Source organism: Mesorhizobium sp. GW821-FHT04C10, from assembly GCF_059420305.1.
Genome location: NZ_JBWKTL010000001.1, coordinates 789922 through 805642, shown reverse-complemented (window position 1 = coordinate 805642; position 15721 = coordinate 789922). Strand labels below are relative to the sequence as shown.

Annotated in this window: 15 protein-coding genes; 10 read left to right on the top strand and 5 right to left on the bottom strand. The window is 63.7% G+C overall.

Features of this window, described 5'->3' with window-relative positions:
* Positions 1-102: 102 nt before the first annotated feature.
* Entirely contained in the window at positions 103-930 is an 828-nt protein-coding gene (locus AC07UC_RS03810; protein WP_056573788.1) for a ferredoxin--NADP reductase, read from the bottom strand.
* A gap of 220 nt (positions 931-1150) precedes the next feature.
* Between AC07UC_RS03810 and AC07UC_RS03805 the strand changes: the two genes are divergently transcribed.
* The 4 genes from AC07UC_RS03805 (at position 1151) to AC07UC_RS03790 (ending at position 7079) form a co-directional block, all read left to right on the top strand.
* On the top strand, positions 1151-3235 hold the full coding sequence (locus tag AC07UC_RS03805; RefSeq protein WP_494904114.1) for a hydantoinase/oxoprolinase family protein: 2085 nt from the start codon (positions 1151-1153) through the stop codon (positions 3233-3235).
* Between the two features lie 16 nt (positions 3236-3251).
* The gene (locus AC07UC_RS03800) at positions 3252-4994 is read left to right on the top strand and encodes a hydantoinase B/oxoprolinase family protein (protein WP_494908889.1); all 1743 of its coding nucleotides are present in this window, start codon (positions 3252-3254) and stop codon (positions 4992-4994) included.
* A gap of 123 nt (positions 4995-5117) precedes the next feature.
* Complete coding sequence (locus tag AC07UC_RS03795; RefSeq protein WP_494904113.1) at positions 5118-5894, top strand: ABC transporter substrate-binding protein; 777 nt, start codon at positions 5118-5120, stop codon at positions 5892-5894.
* Between the two features lie 69 nt (positions 5895-5963).
* A complete protein-coding gene (locus AC07UC_RS03790) occupies positions 5964-7079 on the top strand; it encodes an aminomethyl transferase family protein (RefSeq protein WP_494904112.1) in 1116 nt (371 codons plus the stop codon).
* 23 nt (positions 7080-7102) lie between these two features.
* Here the strand turns inward: AC07UC_RS03790 and AC07UC_RS03785 are convergent, their stop codons facing one another.
* On the bottom strand, positions 7103-9007 hold the full coding sequence (locus AC07UC_RS03785; RefSeq protein ID WP_494908888.1) for a BTAD domain-containing putative transcriptional regulator: 1905 nt from the start codon (positions 9005-9007) through the stop codon (positions 7103-7105).
* A gap of 117 nt (positions 9008-9124) precedes the next feature.
* Here AC07UC_RS03785 and AC07UC_RS03780 point away from each other — a divergent pair, with 117 nt between their 5' ends.
* Positions 9125-9331 carry a hypothetical protein gene (locus AC07UC_RS03780; RefSeq protein WP_494904111.1) on the top strand — a complete coding sequence of 69 codons (207 nt, stop codon included), beginning with the start codon at positions 9125-9127 and terminating at the stop codon, positions 9329-9331.
* Between the two features lie 52 nt (positions 9332-9383).
* Here the strand turns inward: AC07UC_RS03780 and AC07UC_RS03775 are convergent, their stop codons facing one another.
* From AC07UC_RS03775 to AC07UC_RS03765, 3 genes are all read right to left on the bottom strand, one after another.
* Complete coding sequence (locus AC07UC_RS03775; RefSeq protein WP_202325122.1) at positions 9384-10040, bottom strand: methionine ABC transporter permease; 657 nt, start codon at positions 10038-10040, stop codon at positions 9384-9386.
* The gene (locus AC07UC_RS03770; protein ID WP_494904109.1) at positions 10021-11118 is read right to left on the bottom strand and encodes a methionine ABC transporter ATP-binding protein; all 1098 of its coding nucleotides are present in this window, start codon (positions 11116-11118) and stop codon (positions 10021-10023) included. Before AC07UC_RS03770 ends, AC07UC_RS03775 begins: the two co-directional genes overlap by 20 nt.
* A gap of 89 nt (positions 11119-11207) precedes the next feature.
* Positions 11208-12062 (bottom strand): MetQ/NlpA family lipoprotein, encoded by an 855-nt coding sequence (locus AC07UC_RS03765; RefSeq protein WP_494904107.1) that lies wholly within the window; start codon positions 12060-12062, stop codon positions 11208-11210.
* Between AC07UC_RS03765 and AC07UC_RS03760 the strand changes: the two genes are divergently transcribed.
* The 5 genes from AC07UC_RS03760 (at position 12061) to AC07UC_RS03740 (ending at position 15708) form a co-directional block, all read left to right on the top strand.
* Positions 12061-12336, top strand: a complete 276-nt coding sequence (locus AC07UC_RS03760; protein WP_140770834.1) for a hypothetical protein — start codon at positions 12061-12063, stop codon at positions 12334-12336. The genes AC07UC_RS03765 and AC07UC_RS03760 overlap by 2 nt on opposite strands.
* Before the next feature lie 200 nt (positions 12337-12536).
* Positions 12537-12932, top strand: a complete 396-nt coding sequence (gene hpaR / locus AC07UC_RS03755) for a homoprotocatechuate degradation operon regulator HpaR (protein ID WP_494908887.1) — start codon at positions 12537-12539, stop codon at positions 12930-12932.
* Between the two features lie 184 nt (positions 12933-13116).
* Positions 13117-14211 (top strand): transporter substrate-binding protein, encoded by a 1095-nt coding sequence (locus AC07UC_RS03750; RefSeq protein ID WP_494904105.1) that lies wholly within the window; start codon positions 13117-13119, stop codon positions 14209-14211.
* Positions 14208-14822, top strand: a complete 615-nt coding sequence (locus tag AC07UC_RS03745; RefSeq protein ID WP_494904103.1) for an ANTAR domain-containing response regulator — start codon at positions 14208-14210, stop codon at positions 14820-14822. Before AC07UC_RS03750 ends, AC07UC_RS03745 begins: the two co-directional genes overlap by 4 nt.
* Positions 14800-15708, top strand: coding sequence for an ABC transporter permease (locus tag AC07UC_RS03740; RefSeq protein ID WP_446720294.1), 909 nt, complete (start codon positions 14800-14802; stop codon positions 15706-15708). Before AC07UC_RS03745 ends, AC07UC_RS03740 begins: the two co-directional genes overlap by 23 nt.
* Positions 15709-15721: the final 13 nt, after the last annotated feature.

Here is a 15721-nt window from a genome sequence, read left to right as displayed (position 1 = left end):
CGCGCGATTTCGGTGCCTTCGGTCGGGATCGAGCGGTCCGACCTGTCCCAGCAGGGCATCCCAGATCAGGCGTTCGCCTGGAAGGAAAGGGGGCAGCAGGCCTCAGCCGACGAAGGCGCGCTCGACGACGAAAGTCGCGGGATGGCTGAGCGAACCTTCCTGGAAGCCGAGACTTTCGGCAAGTTCCTTGACGTCCTTCAGCATATGCATCGAGCCGCAGATCATGATGCGGTCGGTCTCGGGATTGAGCTTCTCAATGCCGAGGTCGGCGTAGAATTTGCCGGAGCCGATCAGCGCGGTGATGCGGCCCATGCAGGCCGACTCTTCGCGGGTCGTCGAATTGTAGAGCGTCACGCGCCCGGCGGTCAGTTCGCCGATCAGCGGGTCGCTTTCCAGCGCCGCCACCAACTCCTGGCCGTAGGTGAGTTCGGCATTGTCGCGGCAGGTGTGGGTCAGGATCAGCTGATCGAATTTCTCGTAGGTGTCGGGATCGCGCAGCAGGCTGGCGAAGGGCGCGATGCCGGTGCCGGTCGAGATCATGAACAGCCGCTTGGCGGGCGTCAGCGCATCGACCACCAGCGTGCCGGTCGACTTCTGGCGCATGATGACTGTATCGCCGACCTGGATCTTCTGCAGTTCCGAGGTCAGCGGGCCGTCCGGCACCTTGATCGAGAAGAATTCCAGCTCTTCGTCCCAGGCCGGGCTTGCCACCGAATAGGCGCGGAACACCGGCTTCTCGGCATTGGGCAGGCCGATCATGACGAACTCGCCGGAACGGAAGCGCAGCGACTGCGGTCGGGTGATGCGGAACGAGAACAGCCGGTCGGTGTAGTGTTTCACCGAGACGACGGTTTCGGCATAGACATTGGCCGGAATCGGAAACTGAAGCGGGCGGGCGCCGGCGGTGTTGAAGGCGGATGTGGTGTTCATCAAATCCAACTTTCTGGCCCAATCGGGGACGCGGGCGCCAAACCTTTTCCTGCGCGCCCGAACCGTTCAGGTTCCGGCGTGCTGCTCGCACACTCCAAGGCGGTAAGCTCTTGTGTCCGGAATTTATTAGTATACAAACGATATTTGCGTCAAGATACCGTCGCGAAACACCTTTCCAAACTGTGCCGTATCCGTAGTCCCAGCATTTCGGGTTTCGACAATGAAAGAGAATTTTTCGGTGCAGCCGCCGGATTCCCTGGGCAGCGTCGTGGCCGGCATCGATGTCGGCGGAACCTTCACCGACCTGCTTCTGATCGACGGCAAGCACGGCGGCAAGGTGCACATCGCTAAGACCCCGACCACGGTCGACAACCAGGCGTTCGGCGTGGTTTCGGCACTCGGCGCCACCGGATTTCCGATCGGCGGCATCGACCTCATCGTGCATGGCACCACCACCACCACCAATGCGGTGCTCGAACGCCGGCTGGCCAGGACCGGCATGATCACCACACGCGGTTTTCGCGACGTGATCGAGCTTGGCCGGCGCACACGGCCGCAACCCTATGGCATGACCGGCACCTTCGTTCCCGTCATCCCGCGCAATCTCAGGCTCGAAGTGTCGGAGCGCGTCGAGGCTTCGGGTACGGTGCGCACGCCGCTCGACGAGGCCGGGATGCGTGAAGCGGTGAAGACGCTGATCGCGGCCGGCTGCGAATCCCTCGTCATCCATTTCCTGCACGCCTACGCCAACCCTTCGCATGAGCGGCGCGCCGCCGAGATCGCCGCCGAGCTCTGGCCGAATGGCTACATCACCACGGGTCATGCGCTGCTGTCGGAAGCGCGCGAATTCGAGCGCGGCGTCACCGCCTCCGTGAACGCCTCGGTGCAGCCGATCCTCGAGCGCTATGTCGAGCGGCTGCGCAAGGAACTGGCCGCCAAGGGCTATGCCCGCGACTTCCTGATCATGAACGGCAATGGCGGCATGATCTCGGCCCGCTTCGTCACACGTGAATCGGCCAAGACCGTCATGTCAGGTCCGGCCTCCGGGGTGATTGCCGCTGCCTATACGGGCAAGCGCGCCGGCTTCGAAAACCTCGTCACCTACGACATGGGCGGCACCTCGACCGACGTGGCGCTGATCCGCAACGCCGAGCCGGCGGTCTCGAACGAGATCGAGATCGAATATGCCATGCCGATCCACGTGCCGATGGTGGCGGTGCACACGGTGGGAGCCGGCGGCGGTTCGATCGCGCGCGTCGATGCCGCTGGCCTGATCCAGATCGGCCCGGAAAGCGCCGGCGCCAATCCCGGCCCGATCTGTTACGGCCGCGGCGGCCTGGAACCGACCATCACCGACGCCAATCTGGTGCTCGGCCGGCTGGCGCCGAAGAAACTGCTGGCCGTCGAAAACCCGGTCACCGTGGAGCGCGTCACCGGCATCTTCGAAGAGAGGATCGGCAAGGCGACGGGCCTGTCCGGCGTCGAGGCGGCGGGCGCGGTGCTCAGGCTCGGCAACATGAAGATGGCCGGCGCCATCCGCATGGTGTCGGTTTCGCGGGGCCATGACCCGCGCGATTTCGCGCTGTTCGCTTTCGGCGGCGCCGGTCCGCTGCACGCCACGGCGCTGGCGCGCGAACTCGGCCTGCCCAAGGTGCTGGTGCCGGCGCGCCCCGGCATCACCAACGCGCTCGGCTGCGTCGTCGCGGACCTGCGCCACGACTTCGTCAACACCGTCAACCAGCCCGTGGCCGTGCTTGATGAAACCCAGCTTTACCAAATATTGGAACGGCATCGAAACGAAGGCGAGGAGCTGATCGGCAAGGAAGCGGTCAAGCCGGAGACGATCCGCGTCACCCATTCCGCCGACATGCAGTTCGTCGGCCAGACCCACATCATCAACGTGCCGCTGCCGTCCTCGACAGTGAGCCGCAAAGAGCTGCAGGCCCTGTTCGAAAAGGCCTATTTTGCCCGCTTCAAGGTCGAGTTGCCGGAGATCCGCGCCAACCTCGTCAACCTCAACACCTCGGTGACAGGCGTGCGCCCCGCGATCGACCTGTCGCGCCTGATCGATCCGGCGGGGCGCGCAAAGACGCTCGACGAGGCACGGCGTGAGATCCGCCCGGTCTGGTATGCCGGGCGCTGGCACGACACGCCGGTCTATATCAGGGAAAAACTGCCGCTCGATGCGGTTATCCAAGGCCCGGCGATCCTCGAACAGATGGACGCCACGACCGTGCTTGAACCCGGCGATCGCGCCCGTTCGGATGCCGACGGCAACATCATCATCGACATTGGCGAGGCCTGAGATGCCTGACATGGATATGGCAAAGCTCGACGCCATCACGCTTTCGGTTCTCCAGGCCGCCTTGCAGCAGGTCTGCGACGAGATGGACCTGACTTTTTCCCGCGCCGCCTTCTCCCCGGTCATCGCCGAGGCCAATGACCGCTCCGACGGCATCTATTCGGCGGTCGACGGTTCGCTGATTGCACAGGGCAGCCAGGGCCTGCCGGTGTTCGTCGGCGTCATGCAGTATTCGACCAAAACGGTGATCGAGATGATCGCCGATGGCCGCTGCCTGGCGCCGGAGCCGGGAGACATCTACATCGTCAACGACCCCTATCTCGGCGGCACGCACCTGATGGATGTGCGCTTCGTCATGCCGGTCTACCGGGGCGGAAAAATCTTCTGCTGGCTGTCCAACACCGGCCACTGGCCCGATATTGGCGGCTCGGTGCCGGGCGGTTTTTCCGCCTCCGCCACGGCGGTCGAACAGGAAGGCCTGCGGCTGCCGCCGGTAAAACTGTTCAAGAAGGGCGTGCTCGATCCCGAGATCTACGCCATCATCTGCTCCAACATCCGCGTCGCCGACCAGCGCATCGGCGACATCAGGGCGCAGGCCGCGGCGCTGCTGATCGGCCAGGACAGGCTCAATGGAATCCTGGATCGTTACGGTGACGAAACCGTTGTCGAGGCGATCGCCGAACTGCGCCGCCGCGCCGCCGAGCAGATGCGCGCCAACATAGCGGCCATTCCGGATGGCACCTATCATTCCCAAGCCTTTGTCGATTCCGACGGGGTGGTCAACGAACCGCTGACCATCGCGCTCGCCGTCGAAAAGCAGGGCGATACGCTGACCTTCGATTTCGCCGGTTCGTCAAAGCCCTGCGCCGGGCCGATGAACAGCGTGCTGGCGACGACACTGTCCTCGGTCTATCTCGCCATGCGTCACATCTTCCCGGATGTGCCGATCAGCGCCGGCGCCTTCGAACCCTTGATCGTCAAGCGGCCGGAAGGCACCTTCCTCGACGCGAGATACCCGCGCCCGGTCTCTGGCTGTGCGGCGGAAGTCTCGCAGCGGATCGCCGAGGCGGTGTTCGCGGCCCTGGTGCAGGCGCTGCCGGACAAGGTGACGGCTGCCCCCGCCGGCTCCAGCGGCAATTTCGCGCTTGGCGGCAACGATCCCGTGCGTGGCCGCGATTACGTCATGTATCAGATTTCCGGCGGCGGCTATGGCGGCAATTCCGGCCATGACGGCCTGACCAATGGCTGCTCGACCATCGGCATTTCCAAATCGCCGCCGGTCGAGATCATGGAGCAGGCTTTTCCCGTGCTCTATCGCCACTATGCCTTGCGCGAAGGCTCCGGCGGCGCCGGCAGGCATCGCGGCGGTTTCGGCCTCGCCTACGAGGTCGAGATCCTGCGCGGCGACGCGCGGGCCTCCTTCGTCATGGATCACGGCCGCTTCGGCCCGCAAGGCGCGCTCGGCGGTGGGGATGGCGCGGTCAACACGGTGACCGTCTTCCGCAATGGCGAGGAACATGTGCCGCCGCATCTCTCCAAGGAGCAGGACATCCCGCTCAAGGCCGGCGACCGCGTGCGCGTCGGCACCCCGGGCGGTGGCGGTTATGGCGATCCGCGCGAGCGTGACGCCGATCAGGTGCAGCGCGACGTGGCGCTGGGGTACTACACCTCTGAGGAAGCCGCCCAAAAATTCGGCGTGGTCCTGTCGGCGGACGGTCTGACAATTGACCGCAAGGCCACGGACAGGCAGCGCGCCGGCTAAACACCGCCACACGCCATGGCGCAGAGCGGTCACAGCGCCGTGATCGCCGCAGCACATGTCGTTTCCGTCACCGCCGGTTGCACGAAAGCCCGTAGACTTCCGCAGTCAACGGAGATCTGGAACATGCGTCTTTTCGGTCGTTTCGTGCTTGCCGCTTCCGTCGCCCTTACCCTTGCTGCCGGGGCTGCTTCCGCGCAGGACAAGAAGCTCAGGATCGGCACCGAGGGCGCTTATCCGCCCTTCAACTACGCCAGCGCCGACGGCACGCTGGGCGGCTTCGACATCGATCTCGGCAAGGCGCTGTGCGCCGAAATGAAGGTCGAGTGCGAATTCACCGTGCAGGATTTCGACGGCTCTATTCCCGCGCTGCAGGCCGGCAAGTTCGATGCCATCATCAACATCACCATCACGCCGGAACGGGCCGAGAAGGTCGAGTTCACCCACAAATACTACCAGACGCCGCCGGCCATCGCCGTGCCGAAGGATTCCACCATTGCGGGCACCTCGCCGGACGATCTGAAAGGCAAGGCGCTCGGCGTGCAGACCGCGACCATCCACCAGAAATTCGCCGAGCAGAAATATTCGGGCTCGACCGTCAAGGCCTACCCGACCGGCGACGATGCCCGCACCGACATGGCCAATGGCCGGCTTGATGCGATGATGGACGGCTCGATCATCCTGACCGAATGGCTGAAGAAACCGGACGGCGCCTGCTGCAAGCTGCTCGGCACGCTGACGGCCGATCCGGCCATTCACGGACCCGGCGTCGGCATCGCGCTGCAGAAGGGCAACAAGGAACTGGCCGACAAGTTCAACACCGCCATCGACGCGCTGCGCGCCAACGGAAAGTACAAGGAAATCAACGACAAGTACTTTTCGTTCGACGTCTACGGGAGTTAATCCCGGCACCAATCGACCTCGGCGGCGCCACCCGGCGCTGCCGATTTTTTATGAACGATGGAGATATCCTTGGCTGAGCGGCGTTCCCCTTTCTACAGCAGCATCGTCGGGCTGGGCGCGACCATGGGCCGGGTCGGCGGTGATTTCATCTCGGCCAAATACTATTCCGGCATCGCCGACGAGCATTTGAACACCCGCAAGAATGTCGGCGTGCAAGACCTCAGCACCATGGGCAAGATGGATATCAAGGGGCCGGACGCCGAGGCGCTGGTCTACCATGTCATCGTCAACGACGCGGCCGCGATGAAACCGGGCCAGGTCCGTTACTCCACGGTCTGCCGCGAGGATGGCGGCATCATGGACGACCTCACCGTGTTCAGGCTGGGACCGGAGCATTTCATGCTGGTCACCGGCTCGGTCAACCGCCTGAAGATGCTGCCCTGGCTGCAGCACCATGCCGAGGGGCGCAAGGCCTATGTCACCGACATCACCGCCGCGATCGCCTTCCCGACCATCCAGGGTCCACGCTCGCGCGAATTGTTGAAGGCGCTGGTCTCCGATGCCGATCTGGACGGCCTGAAGCGCTGGGCGTTCACCTCGGGGCGCGTCGGCGAGACAAAGGTGCTGATCTCGCGCACCGGCGTGACCGGTGAACTCGGCTTCGAATTGTTTGTCCCGGCCGACGAGGCGGTCTCTGTCTGGGACGTGCTGATGCGGACAGGAGCCGACTTCGGCCTGCAACCCTATGGCGTGCTGGCGATGTTCACGCTTGGCCTGGAAAAGGCCTATCCGGCGCATGGCATCGACATGGATGAAAGCCGCACACCGTTCCATGTCGGCCTCGATCGCTGGATCAAGTTCGACAAGGGCGATTTCGTCGGCCGCGAGGCGCTGCTCAAAATCCGCGACAAGGGCCTCGACGAACGCTGGACCGGCCTGATCCTGGACGGCGACAGACCGGCCGCGACAGATGCGCGTGTACTGGCCGAAGGCGAGGATGCCGGCATCGTCACCTACAGCGACCACGGCTATTCCCTTGGCAAGGTACTGGCGACGGCGCATCTGCGGCTACCCTTCACGGCCATCGGCACTGAACTCAGCGTCGATATCGATGGCAAGCCGACCCGCGCGGTCGTGGCGCCGATCCCCTTCTTTGACCCGGAAGGGGTTAGGTTGAGAGGCTAGTGCTGCTTATCGGAAGATCGACCTCATCCATCGGGTATACCGACGGCAAGCAGGTCTCTTCGAAGATCCTCCAGGATCTTCGGGTCACGATAGGGATCGATCAAGATGGTGCTTACGGTCGCACCGGGCCTTGCCGCCAGGCACTGTCTGGCTGCTTGAGCGGCGAGATGCCCGTCACCCATTCTCAAATGACAGACCGCCAGAAACGCATAGGCCCAAAATGCATAGGAATTGAGATTCCGGTAGGAGGCTATCGCCTCAGGATACCGTCCGAGAACCAGGAGAACCTGTCCGCGTAGATCCCAGAACCAATCGTAATTCAGGGGATCACGGGCGATACAGACGTCCAGGTCGGACAAAGCTTCCTCATGCCGACCGAGATAGCTCCAGCACAAGCCCCGTATTGCTCTCGCCCGGGTTTCATTCGGATTGAGGTTCACACCTTGCTCGAGATGCAGCAACGCCTCCTCCAATTGTCCCATGAAGATGAGCGTGTGACCCACCGCTGTATGGCTCCATGCCTGTTTCGGCTCAAGTTTTAGAGCACGCCGACCGTGGGCAAGAGCGATCTTGAGCGTGTTCCCGTCCCCCTCGAGCAGCCATTTGCTTGTGAGCACGGTCGCCATCATCGCATGGATGGTAGCGACATTCGGGTCGAGCTCAATCGCCCTGGCAAGATAGGGCTCTGCTTCCAGAGTGGTGTCATAGCGAACCATCCGAACGCGAGCCTGAAGATACAGATCGTAGGCATCGAGCTGGGTGATCGGAAGGCGCCGTATCTTCTCCACACCCGAAGTTCGGATTGTGCCGACGACGGTGATGGCGACACTTCTGGCGATGTCTTCCTGAAGCTCAAAAATATCCGTCAGCTCCCGATCGAATCGATCGGCCCAGATTTGATTGCCGGATCTGGCCTCTATGAGTTGCGATGAGATCCTGACCCTGTCGCCGGCACGGCGAATGCTGCCCCGAAGCAGATAGTCGACGGACAACTCTTTCGCGATGGAGACGGCGTCGACAACCTTTCCCTTGAACACGAAGGAGGAATTGCGGGCTATGAGATGAAGTTCGCCGAATCGCCCCAGTTCGGTGATGATGTCCTCGGTGACCCCGTCGCTGAAATATTCCTGATTGGGGTCGCTGCTCATATTGTCGAATGCTAGGACCGCAACGACTGGCCCGCGGCTTGATGCGCCACCGTTCTGCGGTTTGGACGTCTCGTCCATGCTCCTGCGCAATAGCCGAAGCTCGTCACCTGGCTCCAGGTTCAGTTCGCGCTTCAGCAACAATTTGCACGTCTCATACTGCTTGATGGCGAGCGCGGCCTGACCCAAGGCGATATGCGCCCGCATCAACGCGACATGCGACGGCTCCCGCAGCGGATCAAGAGCAACCAGCCGTTCGCAAATTGCAACGCGCTCGCTGCCGCTCTCCGATTCTGCCAAAGCTTGGAACACATCGATTGCCCGCAAGGACAGGCCCGCACGGACTTCGCGAAGCCAATCCTCGAAAGCGTTGTCGAACGTGCTCAACCCATCAAGAAAAGAGCCGGCATAGAGGGTGGCAGCCCGCCGCAGCTCAGCCGTGTCCCGGCTCGCGGATGCAGCCACGAATTCAGTCACGTCGACGGTGAAGAATTTCGGATTGAGCGCGACACGATCCCCGACCAGGGCCAAGGCATCCGCTCCCAATCCGGCAAGGTCCCTGCGGATAGCGGCCAGGGCCTGCCGCAGGCTGTCCCTTGCCTGTTCCTCACCTCGATCGCTCCATAGAAGAGCGGCCAGCTTGTGACGCGTCGCCTCCTGGTTCGGCGCCACGGCGAGAATGCCTAGAAGTGCTCTGTTCTTCTTGGCGGCCACCTCCAAGGTTTTCCCCTGCGGGAACGTCAGATGAAAGCCACCCAGGAGATCGAGCCGCGCCAGACTCATCACGATGTACTCTGAATTTCAGCTTTTTCGCGATATTCACGAGCTTTTCACAGCCGTCTCACGCCTCGAATTCGATGCTGCCTCTCGCAACTAAACAACATCTGAGAGGAAACACCAATGTCGGTCGTCGCAGAGTTTCTGGGAAAGGCAGGCGGGACTCTCAAGAAGGGGCTCTTGAAGTGGCCTGGATTCCGTCTGGGTCGCTTCTTGTTCAGTATAGCCGAGGCATACGCCTCAGCGATTTGGAAGGCCTACAGCGCAGCGACCGGTCTCGATGAGAATAGTCCCGGGCCGCGCTCCGACGAGGACCTCGACAACTACTGAACGTCTTCGGCCGAACGCCGCGACACAGGCGTCACATTCGCTGGCCTGTACGTCACCCCCGCCGGTCCAGCCGCGCCACTAGACGATCACCCGCCCACTGGATGCCGCACACCAGGATGATCAGCACGATGACCACGGCGATCATCACCGACGTCTCGAAGCGCTGATAGCCGTAGCGGATGGCGAGGTCGCCGAGGCCCCCGGCGCCGATGGCGCCGGCCATGGCCGAGGCGCCGATCAGCGTCACCAGCGTCACCGTGAAGCCGGCGACGATGCCGGGGAGCGCCTCGGGCACCAGCACCTCGCGGATGATCGTCCAGCGGTTGCCGCCCATGGCGCGCGCCGCCTCGATCAGGCCGTGATCGACCTCGCGCAGCGACACTTCGGCGATGCGCGCATAATAGGGTGTGGCGGCGATCGACAGCGGCACGATGGCCGCCCAGGTGCCGATCGAGGTGCCGACGATCAGCCGCGTCAGCGGGATCAGCGCCACCAGGAGGATGATGAATGGCACCGAGCGGAAGCCGTTGATGACGGCGCCGAGCACGCGATTGACCCACAGGCTTTCGGCGATGCCGCCGCGTTCGGTGGCGATCAGTGCCAGCCCGAGCGGCAGGCCGAAGACCAGCGAGATAAGGCCGGAGGCGGCCGTCATCAGCACCGTTTCCCAGATAGATCGCAGCAGAAGCTCAAACAGGATCGGCGACATGGCCAAGCACCTCCACCCGCGCCTGGCGGGATTTCAGGAATGTGATGATTTCAGCGAGGTGGCTTGCGTCGCTGCCGGGAACAGAGAGGAACAGCGTGCCGACGGGCTGCTGCTGGATATGGTCGATGCCGCCATGGACGAGGCGGAAGGAGCCCGGAACAGAAGTGGCAAGGTCGGACAGCAATGGTCCACGCGCGACCTCGCCAGCCACATCGACACGCAGGATCGTCTCTGCGCCGGCCGCCGGCAGCAGGCGCGCCGACAACTCCGCCGGCAATTGCGGTCGGATGGCGCCAAGCAGGCTGCGTGTGACGTTGGACCGCGGCTCGGCGAACACCGACCACACCCGCCCGTCCTCGACGATGCGCCCGGCATCGATCACCGCCACGCGGTCGGCGATGGAGCGGATCACCTCCATCTCGTGGGTGATCAACAGGATGGTCAGGCCAAGTTTCCGGTTGATGTCTTTCAGCAGCGCGAGAATGGAGCGCGTCGTCTCCGGGTCGAGGGCCGAGGTCGCTTCATCCGACAACAACAGCGCCGGCCGCGCGGCCAGCGCCCGGGCAATGCCGACGCGCTGCTTCTGGCCGCCCGACAGCGATGCTGGATAGGCCTTGGCCTTGTCCGACAGGCCGACAAGTTCAAGCAGCTCCGCCGCCCTTGCCAGACGCTCGGCCTTCGGCCGGCCCTCGATCTTCAGCGGCAGCGCGACATTGTCCTCCACGGTCTTGGCCGACAGCAGGTTGAAATGCTGGAAGATCATGCCGATACGCCGCCGCAGCGGCTGCAGGTCGCGTTCGCCGAGCCGGCTGATTTCGCGGCCCTCGATGAACACCTCGCCGGAGTCCGGCCGCTCCAGCCCGTTCAGGCAGCGGATCAGCGTCGATTTGCCGGCGCCGCTGCGGCCGATAATGCCGAGGATCTCGCCCTTGCGCACCGTCAGCGAGATACCGTCGAGCGCCGCGGTGGCGCCAAAGCGGCGCTTCAAATCGACAAGGCGCACCACGTCCTGTAGCGCGTCGGGTCGGGCGTGGGTCGGATCGGCGATCTCCCCGGACGCCGTGATATGCTGGTTCATGCGGTTCCCTGTTCTCGCCATCGCAAAACGCAATTGCGGCCCGCGCTCAAGCGCGGACCGCTTTTGCTCTCGAACTGGACGTCCGGCGATCAATAGGCGCTGAGGCCGGTTCCCTTGTAGACCTTGTCGAATTCGGCCTTGACCGCGTCGTTCTGGTAGGAAGCCACCAGGGTCTTCACCCAGGCTTCGTTCTCATTGCCGACCTTGACCGCGATGAAGTTGCGGTACGGATTGTCGGATATCGGCTCCTGGGCGATGCGGTTTTCCGGCGTCAGGCCGCTTTTCAGCGCCCAGTCGGTGTTGACCACGGCGGCATCGAGATCCTCGACCGAGCGGCCGACGATGCCGGCGTCAAGTTCCTTGATCTCGACCTTCTTCGCATTCTCGGCGATGTCGGCGGTCGTGGCCAGAATGCCGGTGCCGTCCTTCAGCTTGATCACGCCCTCGTTCTGCAGAACGCGCAGCGCCCGGCCTTCGTTGGACGGGTCGTTCGGCACGCCGATGACCGCGCCCTCGGGCAGGTCGGCGACTTTCGTGTACTTCTTCGAATAGAGGCCGATCGGCCAGACGCCGGTGTAGCCGACACGCACGATATGATAGCCTTGCGTCTTGATCTGGTTGTCGAGATAGGGCTGGTGCTGGAAGGCGTTGGCGTCGATTTCGCCGCGCTCCAGCGCTTCGTTGGGCTGGGTGTAGTCGTTGAACACCACGGTCTCGACGGTCAGGCCCTTTTCGGCCGCCTGGGCGACCACGACGCGCCAGACATCCTCGTCCTCGCCGCTGATGATGCCGACCTTGATCGATTTCTTGTCTTCGGCGAAGGCCGCATGCGGCGCCATCAGGCCGCCGACCGCGACGGCTGATGCGAACAGCAGAGCCAGGCCACCGCGCCGGTTGATGATTGACCAAAGGGAAGATGGCAAAGTGTTGTTGACGTTGGACATGATTGATCTCTGCGGTTGTGAAGTCATGGTGCCAAGGCGGATTACCCAGGCTTGGTCACATCCTCAGAAATTCTATCGGTTTTATCAAAGAACGTGTTTCGCTGTTCTCGGCGAAGCCGGGAATATTCTCTCAAAAATTCCAGGGAAGGGAGCACAGGACACCACCGAACCGACCGCGGCGGTACCGCGCTGCGATCCTGTGGGCATAGGTGTTGATGTGGACGACGCCCGCATCGACGGCACGCACAATCTCGAAAAGCGTCGGCGCATGTAGGGGAGCTTCACTTGCTGTAATTAACGCATTAAGTACAAGTGAAGTCGCCGAGGTCAAACCTTGCATCCTGCCTGAGGCGACGATACGGGATGACGGTGACGGGCTTTGAGAACAGCCTGCTGGCAAAGCCTGCCGCTGGTCGCAGTCAGCATTGGAGAAAACGTCACTTGCTGCCGGAAAACTCCCGTCGTTCCTTGCCGATGGCGCTTCTGCGCGCCCGCGAAGCGGTGATGGCGCGGTTTCGTCCAATGCTTGCGGCCCATGACGTGACCGAACAGCAGTGGCGTGTGCTGCGCGTGCTGAGCGAGGCTGGCCCGGTCGAGGCGACCGAGCTTGCCGATCGCGCCTCGGTGCTGCCGCCCAGCCTGACCCGCATCATCAAGACGCTCGAGGGCCGAAAATTCATTACCCGCAACAAGGCTGAAGGCGATGGCCGCCGCGTGGTGCTGACCATCGCGCCTGCCGGTTCCGCCCTGATCCGCGCTCTGTCGCCCGAGCGCCGCGTCATCTACGACGACATCGAGCGCCGTTTCGGCCACGACAGGCTGGAACAACTGCTCGATCTGCTGGATAGCCTCGTCGAGGGCGAGATCTGACGACTCTCCCACTCGGGTTGGCGCCGCAAGCAATTGCAGGAGGACCACTTTCCCGCTTGACTGACCCGCCGGACCGAATACCCTAGAACGAAATACCGGCTCTGATCGCCGGGCGGCAAGAATGCCTCGTATGCCTCGCCCTTGCGGCGCTGGCTGCGGGGCATTGTCATTTCTGGGGTCCTGTTTGAAACGGCGCATCGAGATCGGCATCCTCTATTCCCGCTCGGGGAGCTATCAGCTCGTCTCCGATGCGTGCCGCATGGGCGCCATGCGCGCCATCGCCGACATCAATGCCGATCGCGGCTCAGGCATCGAACTGGTGCCCGTCGAGCGCGATCCGCAAAGCAATGCCGATCGCTACGCGACGCTTTGCGAGGACATTTTCAAGACCAGCAGCGCACGCCATGTCGTCGGCTGCGTCACATCCTGGAGCCGCAAGGAGACGATCCCGGTGCTGGAGAAGGCCGGCGGCATGCTCTGGTACGCCTGCCCCTATGAAGGCTTCGAGGCCAACGAGCATGTCGTCTACATGCACGCCTGTCCCAACCAGCACCTGGTGCCGCTGATGGCCCATGTCGTGCCGCGCTTCGGCGCCAACGGCTTCCTGCTCGGCTCGAACTATATCTGGGGCTGGGAGATGAACCGTGTCGCGCGCGACCTGATCGCGGACGCCGGCGGCAAGGTGCTGGGCGAACGCTATCTGCGCATCGGCGAGACCGACGTGTCGCGCCTGATCGGGGAAATCCGCGCCACGCGGCCGAACTTCATCCTCAACAATCTGATCGGCACCTCGTCCTATGCCTTCCTGGCCGCCTATCGCGATTTGGGCGATGAGGATCCTGCCTTCAGCCCGGAATCCTGCCCGGTCATCTCCTGCAACCTCACCGAGGGCGAACTGCCGGCGATCGGCGAAACGGGCAAGGGACATCTATCGGTCGGGCCTTATTTCGCACCACGGCCGGCGGCTTTCGCCTCGTCCTTCGAGGCCTCCGCCTATGCCTCCGTGCAGGTGATGGCCGAGGTGCTGTCGCGCGATCCCGACGCCGGCCCGGCGGAGTTCTCGAAAGCCTTCGCCGCAACGCGCTTCTCCACCCGGCTGGGGCCGATCGCCATCGACGCCCACACCCAGCACGCGACGCTGCCTGTCATCATCGGCCGGATCGCCGACGGATATTTCGAGGTCGTCAGCCAGCAGCACGAAGTCGCGCCGGATCCCTATCTGTCGCGCTACGACCCCGCCAAGACATTCGGCCGTCCGCGCCTGAGGGTGGTGTCGTGACCAGAACCCCGCGCATCCCCAATCTCGGCGGCGCCAAGGCCTTCATCCTGCATCGCCCGCATCCGACGGTGCAGGCCATCACAAGACAATTGTCGGCCATCGGCCTCGTCACGCTCGACTGCTGGCCGGAACTGCCGCCCGAGGCGCTCGCCGCCGATTTCGTCTTCTTCGACGCCGATCTCGGTTTCGACGAGCAATTCCCCTGGAAGCCGGGCGAGGCGCCGATGCCGCTGGTGGCGCTGATCGGTTCGGAGGCGCCGGGCCGTATCGAATGGGCATTGTCGCACAACGCCGATGCCCAGCTTTTGAAGCCGGTCGGCACTGCCGGCGTCTACAGCGCGCTGCTGATCGCGCGGCAGAGTTTCGAGGCGCGCAAGAATTTAGCCAGCGAAATTTCCTCGCTGCGCCAGCGCGTCGCCGAGCGCCAGACGATCGTGCGTGCGGTGGCGGCACTGTCGAAAGGCACGGACGACGAGCGCGCCTATGCGCAACTGCGCTCGCTGGCGATGAGCTGGCAGATCAGCGTCGAGGATGCCGCACGCCGGATCGTGGCGATGATGAGCGAGGAAACAGGCGAGGAAGGCGGCGATGACCAGTCCCATCGCGCCTGATCTCATCGCGCCGGCGCGCATGCCGGCCAGGCCGCGCGCGGGCGTCTGGCGCCGGCTGGTCAAGCGCCGTCTGGCGCTGCTTGGCCTGGTCATCGTCGCCATCGTGGTCGCCGGCGCCGTGCTGGCCCCCTGGCTGACCGGCTATGATCCCAACGAACAGATGTTCGACGGCCTGACCATCGAGGGCTCGCCCTTGCCGCCGGATGCCAAATTCTGGCTCGGCACCGACCTGCTCGGCCGCGACCTGCTGACCCGCATCCTATACGGCGCCCGCACCTCGCTGATCATCGGCATCGTCGCCAATGGCGTTGCGCTTCTGATCGGCACGCTTGTCGGCGTCACCGCCGGCTATTTCCGCGGCTGGATCGGCAGCGCGCTGATGCGCTTCACCGATCTGATGATGGCGTTTCCGGCGCTGCTGCTGGCCATCTGCCTGGCGGCGGTGTTCGAGCCCAGCCTGTGGATCGTCGCCATGGTCATCGCGCTGGTCAACTGGGTGCAGACCGCGCGCGTCATCTACACCGAAACTTCCTCGCTCGCCGAGCGCGAGTTCATCGACGCCGAACGCACCATCGGCGCCGGCGCGCCGCGTATCCTGTTCCGCCACATCCTGCCGCACCTCCTGCCGACCATCATAGTCTGGGGCACGCTCGGCATTTCGACGACGGTGCTGCTGGAGGCGACGCTCTCCTTCCTCGGCATCGGCGTGCAGCCGCCGACTGCCTCGTGGGGCAACATCATCTTCGAGAACCAGACCTATTTCCAGGCAGCGCCCTGGCTGGTGTTCTTCCCCGGCGCGGCGATCCTGGCGCTGGCGCTGGCCTTCAACCTGATCGGCGACGCGCTGCGCGACATCCTCGATCCGACGCAAAGGGGCCGGGAATAATGGGGGGCCGGTC

Coding starts and splice junctions, on each gene's coding strand:
- AC07UC_RS03780 (WP_494904111.1), top strand. CDS start 9,125: ATGTCGGTCGTCGCAGAGTTTCTGGGAAAGGCAGGCGGGACTCTCAAG.
- AC07UC_RS03765 (WP_494904107.1), bottom strand. CDS start 12,062: ATGTCCAACGTCAACAACACTTTGCCATCTTCCCTTTGGTCAATCATC.
- AC07UC_RS03775 (WP_202325122.1), bottom strand. CDS start 10,040: ATGTCGCCGATCCTGTTTGAGCTTCTGCTGCGATCTATCTGGGAAACG.
- AC07UC_RS03760 (WP_140770834.1), top strand. CDS start 12,061: ATGATTGATCTCTGCGGTTGTGAAGTCATGGTGCCAAGGCGGATTACC.
- AC07UC_RS03810 (WP_056573788.1), bottom strand. CDS start 930: ATGAACACCACATCCGCCTTCAACACCGCCGGCGCCCGCCCGCTTCAG.
- AC07UC_RS03800 (WP_494908889.1), top strand. CDS start 3,252: ATGGCAAAGCTCGACGCCATCACGCTTTCGGTTCTCCAGGCCGCCTTG.
- AC07UC_RS03785 (WP_494908888.1), bottom strand. CDS start 9,007: ATGAGTCTGGCGCGGCTCGATCTCCTGGGTGGCTTTCATCTGACGTTC.
- AC07UC_RS03795 (WP_494904113.1), top strand. CDS start 5,118: ATGCGTCTTTTCGGTCGTTTCGTGCTTGCCGCTTCCGTCGCCCTTACC.
- hpaR (WP_494908887.1), top strand. CDS start 12,537: ATGGCGCTTCTGCGCGCCCGCGAAGCGGTGATGGCGCGGTTTCGTCCA.
- AC07UC_RS03770 (WP_494904109.1), bottom strand. CDS start 11,118: ATGAACCAGCATATCACGGCGTCCGGGGAGATCGCCGATCCGACCCAC.
- AC07UC_RS03805 (WP_494904114.1), top strand. CDS start 1,151: ATGAAAGAGAATTTTTCGGTGCAGCCGCCGGATTCCCTGGGCAGCGTC.
- AC07UC_RS03740 (WP_446720294.1), top strand. CDS start 14,800: ATGACCAGTCCCATCGCGCCTGATCTCATCGCGCCGGCGCGCATGCCG.